The sequence below is a fragment of the Streptomyces sp. 3214.6 genome, assembly GCF_900129855.1.
GTDB lineage: Bacteria > Actinomycetota > Actinomycetes > Streptomycetales > Streptomycetaceae > Streptomyces > Streptomyces soliscabiei.
On sequence record NZ_LT670819.1, the window covers coordinates 6352961 to 6366225 of the forward strand.

Below are 13265 nucleotides of genomic sequence, written 5' to 3' on the forward strand. Positions count from 1 at the left end.
GCCCTCGTGCGGGCCGCCGTCCTCACGCCGCGGCTACGGCGCCGTCCTCGGGACCCGTCGGCATCGTGCGCAGTCTGCCCACCGGGGACAGGATGATCGGGACGAGCATCGCCGCGGAGACCACGCCCGCGATCCACAGGGCGCCGTGCAGTCCCGCCACCGCCGCCAGCAGACCGCCCACGGGACCGCCCAGCGCACCGCCGCCGTACAGGAGCATGCGCATCGCCGCCGTCATCCGGCCCATCAGGGCCTGCGGGGTGATGGTCTGACGCAGGCTCACGATGAGGACGTTCGAGACGCTGCTGCCGAAGTACTCCAGGAAGAACGAGGCGACGAACAGGATCATCAGCATCCAGCGGGGACCCGTCGCCGCCGGGATCAGCAGCGGACCCAGGAAGATGATCGAGACCGACACCTGGTAGGCACGGCCCACCGTCAGCCGGCGCACCACCATCCCGGACACCAGCGCGCCCAGCAGACCCCCCACGGCCGCCGCGCCCATGACGAAGCCGACCGCGGCCGCCGACAGGTCCTTGTCGCGCACGGCGTACAGCAGGAACAGCGACTGCACCATCGTCAGCAGGAAGTTGCAGGAGCAGCCGACGAGCCCGATCGCGCGCAGCCAGCGGTTGCCGAACACCCAGCGCAGGCCCTCGGCGAGTTCGGCCCGCAGCGGCCGCTTCTCGCGAGGCGTCTCCGGGGCGGGCTCGGGGGTTCTGATGATCAGCAGGGAGAGCACCGACACCGCGTAGGAGAAGGCGTTGGCGGTCATCGCGAAGGGCGCCGAGAACGCGCTCACCAGCGTGCCGGCCACCCCCGGCCCGGCGATGTCCGCCGACGACAGCGTGGCGTTGAGCTTGGTGTTGGCCTCCAGCAGACTGCGCCGGTCCTTCACCAGCACCGGGACGTACGACATCCAGCTGACGTCGAAGAGCACCGACGCCACCCCGACGCCCAGCGCCAGCGCGTACAGCAGCGGCAGGGTCAGCAGGTCGACGTGGTAGAGGACCGGGACCAGGCCGATCAGCACCATCCGCACCAGGTTGGCGCCCAGCATCACCGGCCGCTTGCGCACCCGGTCCACCCACACGCCGAACAGCAGAGCCAGCCCCAGGAACGGCACCAGCTGCGTGAACCGCAGCAGCCCGAGCTGCTCGGCCCCCACGTCGAAGACCAGTACCGCGGTGAGCGGAAGCGCGAGGTTGGTGATCTGGGTGCCGTACAGGGAGAGCGCCTCGCCCGTCCAGAACACCATGAAGTCCCGGTGGTGCCAGAGCGAGCGGGGCGGACTGTCCGGCTCGGCCTCGGCGACCGTCTCGGCGTGGGTGCCGTGCTCCGTCATTCTGGCGTCGCCTCTCGTAGGGCCTGGTCGACGATGGCGCTGATGGCGGTCAGCCCGGGCTCCTGCCACACGGAGTGGTGGTCGCCGGGCACGGTGTGCTCGGTCAGCCTGCTCAGCCTGGGACGCCAGTCGAGCAGTCGCTCCTGAGACTCCGCGGCCTTGATCAGGATCGCGGGCCCGTCGTGGACCGACGCCACCGAATGCTGCCGCAGGGCCACGACATGCGTGCGGAAGAGGGCGTAGCGCTCCAGCAGGAACTCCGCGTCGAACTCCTCGGGCACGACCCCGTCGCGCTCCACCACCTCGAAGATCTCGGCCGGCTCCGCCCCCGGCCGCATGCCTGCCAGGGCGGTGTCGACGCCGGGCGCCCGGTCCCGGGTCACGCCGAGGAAGTCGTACAGGAAGTAGCGGGCGAGCTGGTCCTCGGGCGGCACCTGTTGGGTGCCGGGCAGTGCCGCGTCGACCATGACGAGCACGGGCACCTCTTCGCCCGCGGCGGCCAGCAGTCGCGCCATCTCGTAGGCGACGACCCCGCCGAGCGACCAGCCGAGCAGCAGGTACGGGCCGTGCGGGCGGGCCGCTCGCAGGGCGGCCGTGTGCAGCTCGGCCAGCTCCTGGATGGAGCGGGCGGGTTCGGAGACGCCGTCGAAGCCGGGTGCCTCGAAGCCGAACACGGGGCGTTCGGGGTCCAGTTGATGGGTCAGGCCCGCATAGCAGTAGGGCGAGCCGGAGACCGGATGGACGCAGTACAGAGGGGGCAGGCCACCCGCCGCGCGGAGGGGGACGATGCTGTTGACGGAGAGTTCGGTCACTGCTCCGGAGCTCCGTTCGTGGTCGGTGCCGACCGCGCGAGCCGCTGGTCGATCTCGGAGGCGATGCCGCTGACGGTGTTCCCGCCGTACAGCAGCCGGACGTTCACCCTGACCCCGAAGTGCTTGGTGAGCCGGGTGACGGCACGCATGGCCTGCAGCGAGTTGCCGCCGACCGCGAAGAAGCTGCTGTCCGCGCCGACCCGGGACACCGACAGCACGGTCGCGAAGACCTCGGCCACGGTCCGCTCGGTCGGCGTGACCGGCGCCGCATACGTCCCCTCGGGCTCGCCGACGGGCTCCGGCGGGGCCGGCAGCGCCTTGCGGTCGACCTTGCCGTTGGGCGTCAACGGCAGCTCGGCCAGGACGAGCACGGTGCTCGGCACCATGAAGCGCGGCAGGGACCGCGCGGCGTGCTCGCCGACCGCCTCCGGCGACACGGTCCGGCCCGCCGCGGCGACCACATGGGCGACCAGCCGCTGGTCGCCCGACCCGTCGGGGTGCGCGGTGACGACCGCCTCCCGGACCGTGTCGTGGGCGCGCAGGACGGCCTCGATCTCGCCGAGTTCGATGCGCAGCCCGCGCACCTTCACCTGGAAGTCGGACCTGCCCAGCAGCTCGATCAGACCGTCGGGGCCGTAGCGGGCCACATCGCCGGTCCGGTAGAGGCGCTCGTCCGTCACCTCGCCGCAGGACCAGGTGAAGAACCGCTCCGCGGTCTGCTCGGGCCGGCCGAGATAGTCCCGGGCGAGCCCGATGCCCGCCAGGTGCAGCTCGCCGGGCACACCGGGCGGCACCGGGCGGCGGGAGTCGTCGAGGATGTAGGTGCGCTGGTTGGCCATGGGACGCCCGTACGGGATGCTCGTCCAGCGCGGGTCGGTCTTCTCCACCTCGTAGATGGTGGAGTGGATGGACGACTCGGTGGCCCCGCCGAGGGCGATGAAGCGCACCCCGGGAGCGACCGCGCGGGTCCGGTCGGGCAGTGACACGGGGATCCAGTCGCCGCCCAGCAGCGCCAGCCGCAGGTCGTCGAGCGGCGGCGCGCCGACGCTGTCGAGGTGGGTGACGACCAGGTCCAGGAGAGCGGGCGCCGAGTTCCAGACGGTGACCTGGTGCGCGGCCAGCAGCTCCGCCCAGTGCTCGGGGTCCTTGGCCCGCTCCGGGTCCGGCAGGATCACGGTGCCGCCGGCGGCCGTCAGCCCCAGGAACTCGTAGACCGACATGTCGAAGCTGGGCGAGGACAGCGCGAGGACGCGGTCGCCGGAGCCCACGCCGAAACGGGAGTTGAGGTCCGCGATGTTGTTCATCACCCCGCGGTGGCGCAGGGCGATCGGCTTGGGGGCGCCGGTCGACCCGGAGGTGTGGATGACGTAGGCCAGGTCGTCCGGACCGGCGCCCCCCTGCGGGTTGTGAGCCGGGCGGGCGGCGAGGAGGGCCTCGTCGCGGTCGAGGAGCACCACGGGACCGCCCGGCGTGGTGTCCGGCAGGGGGAGGCCGGCGGCCGGGCCGCTGCGGCTGATCACCGCCGTGCAGGAGGTGCCGGTCATCATCGCGGCGAGCCGCTGCTCGGGGTAGTCGGGGTCGAGCGGCACATAGGCGCCGCCCGCCTTGAGCACGCCCAGGACGGCGACCAGCAGGTCCCAGGAGCGCTCCAGGCAGATGCCGACCCGCCGGTCGGGACCCACGCCCAGCTCGCGCAGATGGTGGGCGAGCCGGTTCGCCGCCTCGTTGACCTCGCGGTACGTCCACGTCCGGCGGCCGCTGTCGTCGCTGTCGCCGCCGCCGATGAGCGCGGGGGCGTTGGGCGACTCGGCGGCGTGGGCCTCGAACGCGGTGTGCAGGCACACGTCGTGCGGCAGGTCCGTGTCGGTGGCGTTCCAGTCGACGAGGACGCGCTGCAGCTCGGTCTCCGGGAGCAGACGCAAGCGGGAGACCGGACGGTCCGGGGCGGCCAGCCCGTCCGCCAGCAGGGTGCGGTAGCAGGCGAGCAGCCGGACCAGGGTGTCCTGGTCGAACAGGGCGGGCGGATACCGCAGTTCGGCGGTGCGCGGGCCGTCGTCGGGCTCGCCCGGTGGGTGCAGTACGAGCTCGAACTCGTCCGACTGCGCGGGGTCCGTGGCCGGTGTGCGGCCGGCGGCGGTGCCGCGGGCCAGCCCGGCGAGGGTGGACGCCGTGGTGACGACGCAGGCCAGACGGACCGCGCCCGTCGTGGGGGTCCGCGCGGCGAACGCGAACTCGGACTGGCCCGTCCAGCGGTGCAGCAGCGCGGTGAACGCGGCCAGGAGGACGTCGTCCGGGGCGGTGCGGGCCGAGCCGTCGAGCCGCACCCGGGCGGAACCGGTGCGGTCCGGAGTGGTTCCGGGCAGCCGGGGCCGATCCGTCGGCAGCAGGGCCGGGGGCGCCGAACGCGGAGCGGCCGAGGAGGAAGCCGGGGCGGAAGCCTGGGAGGAAACAGATGAAAGAGCGGGGGAGGAGCTGTGGGGGGAAGCGTTCAGGGTCAAGGCCTCTCTCCTGGGGCGAGGGCGGGGACGTCGGCCGTGGGGACGGCGGCTCCGAAGGGCAGCGGATGGATGTGGCACAGGGCGGCCACCTCGGCCCGCACCCGGTCGCGCACGGCCGGGTCGGTGCGGAACTCGGTGTCCGACAGCACGGTGGTGGCGCTGAGCACCTCGTGCAGGAGACCGGCGCAGACCCGCATCTCGGCGGGCCCCATGCCGCGCTGCGCCAGGACGTTCGTGCCGAGCCGCAGGCCGCCGGCGACCAGCGGGGGCTTGTCGTCGCCGGGGATGCGGTTGCGGTTCGTGAGGATTCCGCAGTCCTCAAGGGCTCGTTCGGCGACCACGCCGGTCATGCCGCGCCCGGCCATGTCCAGCAGCACCATGTGGTTGTCGGTGCCGCCGGTCAGGACCCGGTGGCCGAGCCCCGCCAGATCGCCGGCGAGGGCCGCGGCGTCGTCGACGACCAGCCGCATGGTCTCCTTGAACGCCGGTTCCGCCACCGCCTTCAGGGCGTGCGCCTTGGCGGCGATCGAGGCCGGGCTCGGGGTGCCCTGCGACTGGGGGAAGACCGCGCGCTGCATCAGCCGGTCGAGAGGGGTGCGGCCGTCCGGGCCCGGGGTGCGGTGCTCCCGTCCGATGAGGATCAGGCCCCCGCGCGGGCCGCCCAGCTGCTTGTAGGTGCTGGTGGTGGTGATGTGGGCGAGGTCGATGGGGCTGGGGTGTTCGCCGGCGGCCACCAGACCGGCGATGTGCGAGATGTCGGCGACCAGAAACGCCCCGACGGAGTCCGCGATCGCCCGGAACCTGACGAAGTCGAGCGTCCGTGGATAGGCGCTGGCCCCCGCGATGACCACGGTGGGGCGGTGGACCCGGGCCAGTTCGGCCGCCTGGTCGTAGTCGACGAACCCACGCTCGTCCAGGCCGTAGTGGACCGCCCGGTAGTGGCGCCCGGTCACCGAGGCCGAGGACCCGTGGGTGAGATGGCCCCCGGCGTCCAGGTCAAGGGCGAGCAGGGCGCCGCCCGGGGGCAGTAACGCGGCCAGCACGGCCTGGTTCGCCGAGGAGCAGGAGTGCGGCTGGACGTTGGCGTAGCGGGCGCCGAAGGCCTGCCGGGCCCGGTCGGCGGCCAGCCGCTCCACCCCGTCGAAGCGGCTCGCGCCGGGGTGGTAGCGGGCCCCCGGATAGCCCTCGGCCGTCACGTTCGACAGCGCGGCACCGCCCGTGGCCAGGACCGACGGGCTCGCGACGCTGGCGGACGCCACCATCGCCAGCGTCGCGGTCTGCTCCTCCACCTCCCGGTCGAGCAACCCGGCCAGCTCGGGATCGGTCCGGGTCAACAGCTCCGCGCCCCGCCGCAGCAGCAGAGCCTGCGCGGAGCCGGAGCCGGAGCCGGAGCCGGAGTCGGTGCCGGGGGCGGTGTTGGGGCCGTTCTGTTGACGGCCCGGGGCCGCGGTCGCGGCCCGCGGGGTCTCAAGCATGCGTACCCGCCGCCTTCTTGGCCTGCGTCAGCCCGTCGACGGCCGAGGCGATGGTGGCGACCGTGGCCCCGCCGTACAGCAGACGGACGTTGACCTTGACGCCGAAGTGCTTGTTCAGCCGACTCACCACCCGCATCGCCTGCAGCGAGTTGCCACCCAGCTCGAAGAAGCTGCCGTCCGCTCCGACCTGCTCCATGGACAGCACGGCGCCGAAGACCTCGGCCACCTTCTCCTCCGTGGCGGTCCCCGGGGCGACAAAACTCGCCGCGCCGTCCGTCGCGGACACCGGAGCGGGCAGCGCGCTCCGGTTGATCTTGCGGGCCGGGGTCAGCGGGAACTCCGCCAGCTCCACCCAGGCCGTGGGCACCATGTACTCGGGCATCGTGCGACCCAGGTGCTCGCGCAGCTCGGCCACGGTCGGCGAGGCGTCACCGAGCACCGTGTAGTAGGCGACGAGCTGCTTCTCCCCGCCGTCCTCCCGCAGCAGCACCAGAGCCATACGGATCTTCGGGTGCGTCAGCAGCCCCGACTCGATCTCGCCGAGCTCGATCCGCAGCCCGCGCAGCTTCACCTGGTTGTCCAGGCGGCCGATGAAGTCGATCTGCAGATCGCGCGTCCAACGCACCAGGTCACCCGTGCGGTACACCCGGCCCTCGCCCAGGAACGGGTCGGGGACGAACTTCTCGTCCGTCATCTCCGGCAGGTTCAGATAGCCGCGGGCCAGGCCCTCGTCGCCGCCGATCAGCAGCTCGCCCGGCACACCGACCGGCACCAGGTTGAAGTCCTTGTCGACCACGTAGTGCAGCCGGCTGAACTCGGGCCGGCCGATGGGCGGCGACGACAGCCACTCCTTGTGCTCGCACAGGTATTCGGTGGTCGCCACCGATGCCTCGGTCGGACCGTAGAGGTTCACGAACTTGCGGCCCGGCAGGTTCCACTTGTTGACCAGCTCGGCCGGCAGGGCCTCCGCACCGCCCATGATGTACTTCAGATCCGGGTACGGCCCCGCCTCGACCACGGAGAGGATCGCCGGCGACAGACCGGCGTACGTGACCCGCTGGTCCCGGATCAGCGCGCCCAGGGACTCAGGCGAGGAGGCGTCCTCCGGCGCCACCAGCACCATCGCCGAACCGCTGATCAGACCGGCGAAGATCTCACCCTGAGACATGTCGAAGGTCAGCGCCGGCAGCTGCAGCAGCCGGTCCTCGTGGGTCCACTCGCCGAAGCTGCGCCGGTAGGCCTCGATGAACATGCGCAGACCGCGCTGCTCGATCATCACGCCCTTGGGACGCCCGGTCGAGCCCGAGGTGTAGAGGACGTACACCAGCGACGTCGGCTCCGCCCACTCCTCCAGCGGCACGTCGTCCGACTGCGCCTCGATGACGTCCCAGTCGGCGTCGATCCGCAGGCTCTCCCAGCCGCAACTGTCCGGCAGATCGCCCAGCGCGGCCTGCCGCGTGATGACCAGCGGTGTTGCGGTGTCCCGCAGCATGTGGTCCAGCCGGGCGTTGGGGTGCGAGGGGTCGATGATCGTGTACGCGGCGCCGGACACCATCACGCCCAGGATCGCCACCAGGGCGTCCAGGTCGCGGTCCATTGCGATGGCCACGACCTGCTCGCGGCCCACGCCCCGGGAGCGGATGTACCGGGCGAGCTTCCCGGCCCGCCGCATCAGCTCGCCGTACGTCATCTCCACCCCGCGGCAGACCGCCGCGACCAGCTCCGGGTGCTCCTCGGCGATCCGCGCGATCGTCGCGTGGACCGGCTCCGTCGGGTACTCGAAGTCGGGGCCGCGTCCGACCGCGAGCAGTTCCTCGCGCTCGGCTCCGGACAGCAGCGGCAGCGCGGAGACCGGGGTGTCCGGGGCGTCCGCCGCGGCCGCGAGCACGGTCTCGAAGTGCCGGACCAGGGCCTCGACGCGCCAACGGTCGTACAGGTCGGTCGCGAACTCGACGATCAGCCGCAGCCGTTCGGCGCCCTCGACGAAGCTGAAGGACACATCGAACCGGGAGCGCGTCCCCGCCACCGTGATCGTCTCGGCCGTCAGGCCCGCCAGCTGGAACGCGTCGCCGGTGGTCGTCTCGCCGAGCAGCTGGCAGGCGATCTGGAACAGCGGGTTGCGGCCCGCGTCCCGGACCGGCTGCACCCGGTCCACGATACGGTCGAACGGCACGTCCTGGTTGTCGTACATGTCGAGGTTGGCGTCGGTGATGCGCTCCAGCAGCTCGGCGAAGGTGACCCCGCCGGACAGGTCGGACCGCAACACCGTCATGTTGATGAACAGGCCTACGACGTCCTCGAGTTCGGGGTCCGTACGGCCGAGCATGGGCACCCCGAGGGCGATGTCGTCCTGGCCGCTGTACCGGCTCAGCACGACGTTCAGTGCCGCGGCGACCACCATGTACAGGGACGCGCCCTGCTCCTGCGCCAAGGCACGTGCCTTGGTGAGCAGTTCGGTGGGGAAGTCGACTACGAAGGTCTCGCCGCTCTGGGTGGGCTCCGCGGGCCGCAGCCGGTCGGCGGGCAGTTCGAGCGCCTCCAGGCCGGCCAGCCGCTCCTGCCAGAACTTGAGCTCCTCCTCCCAGACACCGTCGGCCTGCTGCCGACGCTGCTCCTGGACGTGGTCGCCGTAGCCGACCGTCAGCTCCGGGAGCGCGGGCGTGCGGCCCGCCGTCAGGTCCCCGTAGGCCTGGGAGATCTCACGGCTGATCACACCGCCGGACCAGCCGTCGGTGACGATGTGATGGAAGCCGAGGCAGAGCACATGGTGGTCGGCGGCCAGCCGGAACAGCAGGAACCGGGAGAGGGGCCCCGCCGTCAGGTCGAACGGCGTGTCGGCCTCGGTCTGCAGCGCCTCGCGCAGCGCGCTCTCCGCGTCTTCGGGGTCCGGCCGGGAGAGGTCGCGAAGCGGCAGCGGCCGGTCCTGCGCCGGTGCGACGACCTGGTAGGGCACACCGTCCGCCGAGTGGAAGGTCACCCGCAGCTGCTCGTGGCGCGCCACCAGCACGTTGAGGGCCTGCTCCAGCGCGGGCACGTCCAGCGGACCGCGCAGCCGGTAGGCCTGGATGACGTTGTAGGTGGTCTCCCCGGGACTCATCTGGTCCAGGAACCACAACTGCTCCTGCCCGAAGGACAGTTGGATGCGTGACTCGTCGGGGAGCGAGGCGCTCATCGTCACAGGACTCCAATCGGCTGTACACGGTGGTGTTCCAACGGGGGCGTTACGGGGACGTCAGTGGTTCGGGGGCGGTGCAGTCGTGCGGGCGTCGGGCCTGAGGACGCTCTCCACGCGGCGCAGTCCTTCGGTCACCGCCTCGGGTGAGCGCGCGAAACAGATCCGGAAACCGTCGCTGGCGCCGAGGGTCTCGCCGGGCATCAGCAGAACGCCCAGGTCCAGCGCCCGGCGGCACATCGCCAGCGGCTCCTCCCCGGTCCGGAGCCAGAGCCAGGCGAACGGCGTGCCCTCCGGTTCCACGAGCTCCACCGCGTCCGCGTTGCGCCGGGCGAACTCCCTGACCAGGGACAACCCCTGCCCGGTGAGTTCGTGATAGGACCGCAGATGGCGCTCACGGTCGGCCAGCACCTCACGGGCCAGCGTCTCGCACAGCACCGAATTGGAGATGGTGGACAGGAACTTGCGCTCGGCACAGCCCGCCACCACGGACGGCGGACCGTACAGCCAGCCCACCCGCAGCCCCGGGAAGCCGTACACCTTGGACAGGCTGGACACGGAGATCACCCGGTCGCCGTCGAGCGCGGCGGAGCGGGACAGATCGAGCGCGTACTCCTCGTCGAGCAGCAGACGAGCGCCCGTGCGCGAGGCGAGGGCCACCAGGGCGCGCAGGTCCCGCTCGGCTATGCGCCGACCGGTCGGATTGCACGGGCTGTTGGCCACGATCAGCTTCACGTCGGGCCCGGCGACGGCCTCGGCGGCCTCGACGTCGAAGCTCAGATCCGGGCGGAACCCGACGAGATCGACCCGGCAGCCGAGCGCGGCCGGCACGTCCCAGGACTGCTGCCAGCCCGGCCGGAAACCGATCACCCGGTCCCCGGGGCTCAGCAGCGACGCGTACACGAGGTAGAGGGCCTGTTGGGCGCCCTGGGTGATGAGGACCGAGTCGGGCGACCCGCCGTAGAGTTCCGCCACCGCCTCGCGCAGCGCGCCCAGGCCGTGGTCGTGGCCGTAGTCCAGCTCCAGGCCGGCCGGCAGGGTGAGGTCGTCGAGGTGTCCGGGGAGCATGTTGCTGTCGCCGAGGTCGATGTCGAAGCGCCCCGCGGCGTCCTCGAACACCCACCGCTGCATCGGATAGTCGCGGGCGCGCTCGACGGAGACGGTCACAACGCCGCCCCGGCCGTCGCGGCTCTGGCCCCGGTCGCCGTCGCCAGCAGGCCGAGCCTGGCGCGCAGCGCGGGCGCGAAGGCGCCGACGGCCACCTGCTCGGCGTCTCCGGTCATGGTGACCCGGCCGTCCGCCCCGACGCTGATCTCCACACTGCCCCCCGGCATCCTGACCTCCACCCGCTCGTCGCACAGTCCGAGTTCACGCGCCGCGGAGGCCGCGGCACAGGCGCTGCTCCCGGACGCCGTCACATAACCGGCGCCCCGCTCGAAGACCTCCAGCTCCATGACGTTCCGGCCCGCCATGCGCGCGAACTGCACATTGGTGGCCTGGGGGAAACGGGGGTGCCGGGCGATCTTCGGTCCGAGCAGGCGGGCCAGCCGCGCAGTCGGGTCGTCCACCAGCACCACGGTATGCGGGTTGCCGTTGTACACACAGGTGACGATCAGCCGATCCCCGTCCACCGTCAGCGGCACGGACACCGCCCGGCCGCGGTACGGCGTGTCGTCCTCGTCGAGCAGCGGCAGATCGGCCGCGTCGAAGCTGGGGCGGCCCATGCCGACCTCCACGCGGCCCGCGGCGGCGTCGAGGATCCGCACCGGACACTCGCCCGCGGCCGTACGCAGCGTGAACTCCCGCCCGTCCGCCCAGCCGCCGGGCTCCTGCGCGGCCAGGTGCAGGGCGAACATCCGCAGTCCGTTGCCGCTGCGGCCGCAGTCGGAACCGTCGGAGTTGTACAGGGCGAGCGGCACCGGCGACCCGGCGCGGGGCTCCTCCAGCGGCCCGTACAGCACACCGTCCGCCCCGATCCCCCGGTGCCGGTCGCAGACCAGCCGGATCGTCTCGGGGCTGACGGTGAAATCGGTGTGGCGCGGATCGATCACCAGGTAGTCGTTGCCCGCCGCCTGGTACTTGAAGAAGTCGGTCACGGCTGGTCTCCCTCCGCTGCTGGGCGCGGCGGAGCGCCGGGGCGTCGCGTCATGACGGCCCCGGGGCTCCACGGCGTTCCGGTCTACTTCTCGGCGAGCGCGGCGGCGTCGTGCTCCTCGCCGTACCACTTCTCCGCCCACCGCGAGAACGCGACGATGACGATGTCCCGGTGGCCCGGGCCGCCGTCGGCGGAGAGCACGTCGGTGACGTCGTGGGAGAGCGCCCGGTCGTCCAGCAGGACCGCCTGACCCGGTTCGAGCGTGCCCGTCCAGAAGGGCTGGTCGGCCCCCTCGTGCCACAGGCGCGTGGTGCCGCCGGCCACGTTCACCTTGTTGAGGATCGCGATCATCACGAACTCGTGCCCGTCGTGGTGCACGCCCTCCGGGGTGAGCGGGCCCGGCTTGCCGCCGTCCGCACGGGTCCGGTTCTGGTGGACGTTGATCTGCCAGTCCTCGGACCGGTCGAGGCCGAGTTCGCGGATGCCCGCCTCGATAAGCGGCGTGAAGTCCACCTTGATCGGCTCGTAGACCCGGCGGATGCCGCCGCCGACCGAGTTGAACTTCTTGTACGTCGTGTAGTCCCGGTGCGCGAGCCGCTCGAACGACCACGCCTGGTCGCCCTGCGGGCTGAGCCGGTACTGGGAGAACCGTTTGAAGCGGGTGCCGTTGCCCATGTACTCGTCGACCGGGCAGTCGTCGTAGCTGGGCAGGATGTCGGGCGAGACATCCGGCAGGTCGATGATGACGAACCCTTCACTGCCGAGCGGCATGTTCTGTCCTCCAGACGGAGTGGATGGTGGGGCGTCAGGCGGCGGACGGCATGCGCTCGTCCAGGTATGCGGCGGAGGAGTTGAGCCGCCACAGGATGCCGCGCGCGATGGCGCGGCGCATGTGCGCCGATTCGGCGGCGGGCAGCACCACGTTGTGGAACCATCCCTGGGCGTGCTGGGAATCGATGGTGATGTGCAGCCGGTGGTAGGTGATGCCCACCTCCGGCAGCCCGAGGCGCTCCCAGGCGTGCACGACCTGGACGAACCGGTCCGGAGCCATCCACTCGGTCATCCCCAGGAAGCCCACGGCCTCCGGGTACAGCGAGCGGTAGCGGCACAGCATGACCGCGAGGTTCCCGTTGAGCAGCGAGGTGGCGGTGAGCGAGCGCTCCAGCTCCTCCTCCGAGATCTCGAAGACCTCGAAGATCTTGTTGAAGAGGGTGGTGTGGACCTCGGCGGGCTTGCCGTTGCCCATCTCGTCCCAGAAGTTGGAGGCGATCTCCAGCTTGGCCTCGCCGGCGGTGCCCACCTGCATCAGCGCCAGCAGGTCGTCGAAGCGGCCGTCGACCACCGACTCCTGCATCACGTAGTTGCGCAGGTCGCTCTCGGTCGCCGTGTTGCGGATGAACTCGTGGTAGTAGGGGTGCTTGTACACCCGGTGGCCACGCGCCATCTGCTTCAGCCAGGACAGGTACTCACGCGGGTCCGTGGGAGCCTCGTCGAGCAGGGCCGGATCGATGAGCCGGTCCTGGGCCTCGGCGGTGGCGGTCTCCAGCAGCCGGCCTATCTCATAGACGGCGACGGAACCCTCGGCGTTCTCACCCTGCGGGATCTTGGTGTGCAACTGGTAGATGCGGTCGAGCAGATACTGCTGCGCGTACAGGGCGCTTCGATCGCCCAGGGCAGCGGCTCTGTTGATGTCGGCGACCTCGCCCAGGACGCGGTCCCGCTCGCTGCCCGACAGGACGGAGTCGACCTTCCCGGGTGCGGAACCGAGCCATGCGCCGATCGTGTCCACCGTGGACAGGAACGGGTCACCGGTTGCCGCCCGACCCTTGGCGCTGCCGACTTGTGGCATGAGTTTCCCCTTGGATTCACTG

At 71.6% G+C, this 13265-nt stretch carries 9 protein-coding genes; all 9 read right to left on the reverse strand.

What is annotated here, in order from left to right:
- Positions 1-22 precede the first annotated feature (22 nt).
- Entirely contained in the window at positions 23-1342 is a 1320-nt protein-coding gene (locus B5557_RS28750) for an MFS transporter (RefSeq protein WP_079662177.1), read from the reverse strand.
- On the reverse strand, positions 1339-2154 hold the full coding sequence (locus B5557_RS28755; protein WP_079662178.1) for a thioesterase domain-containing protein: 816 nt from the start codon (positions 2152-2154) through the stop codon (positions 1339-1341). The genes B5557_RS28750 and B5557_RS28755 overlap by 4 nt, the downstream gene beginning before the upstream one ends.
- Positions 2151-4652, reverse strand: a complete 2502-nt coding sequence (locus tag B5557_RS28760) for a non-ribosomal peptide synthetase (protein WP_231976061.1) — start codon at positions 4650-4652, stop codon at positions 2151-2153. Before B5557_RS28760 ends, B5557_RS28755 begins: the two co-directional genes overlap by 4 nt.
- Entirely contained in the window at positions 4649-6127 is a 1479-nt protein-coding gene (gene glyA, locus B5557_RS28765) for a serine hydroxymethyltransferase (protein WP_079662179.1), read from the reverse strand. Before glyA ends, B5557_RS28760 begins: the two co-directional genes overlap by 4 nt.
- On the reverse strand, positions 6120-9299 hold the full coding sequence (locus B5557_RS28770) for a non-ribosomal peptide synthetase (RefSeq protein WP_079662180.1): 3180 nt from the start codon (positions 9297-9299) through the stop codon (positions 6120-6122). The genes glyA and B5557_RS28770 overlap by 8 nt, the downstream gene beginning before the upstream one ends.
- Before the next feature lie 60 nt (positions 9300-9359).
- Positions 9360-10466, reverse strand: coding sequence for a pyridoxal phosphate-dependent aminotransferase (locus tag B5557_RS28775; protein ID WP_231976062.1), 1107 nt, complete (start codon positions 10464-10466; stop codon positions 9360-9362).
- Positions 10463-11395 (reverse strand): diaminopimelate epimerase, encoded by a 933-nt coding sequence (gene dapF, locus B5557_RS28780; protein ID WP_079662181.1) that lies wholly within the window; start codon positions 11393-11395, stop codon positions 10463-10465. Before dapF ends, B5557_RS28775 begins: the two co-directional genes overlap by 4 nt.
- Before the next feature lie 83 nt (positions 11396-11478).
- The gene (locus B5557_RS28785; protein ID WP_079662182.1) at positions 11479-12165 is read right to left on the reverse strand and encodes a 2OG-Fe dioxygenase family protein; all 687 of its coding nucleotides are present in this window, start codon (positions 12163-12165) and stop codon (positions 11479-11481) included.
- 34 nt (positions 12166-12199) lie between these two features.
- Positions 12200-13243 (reverse strand): iron-containing redox enzyme family protein, encoded by a 1044-nt coding sequence (locus B5557_RS28790; protein ID WP_079662183.1) that lies wholly within the window; start codon positions 13241-13243, stop codon positions 12200-12202.
- Positions 13244-13265: the final 22 nt, after the last annotated feature.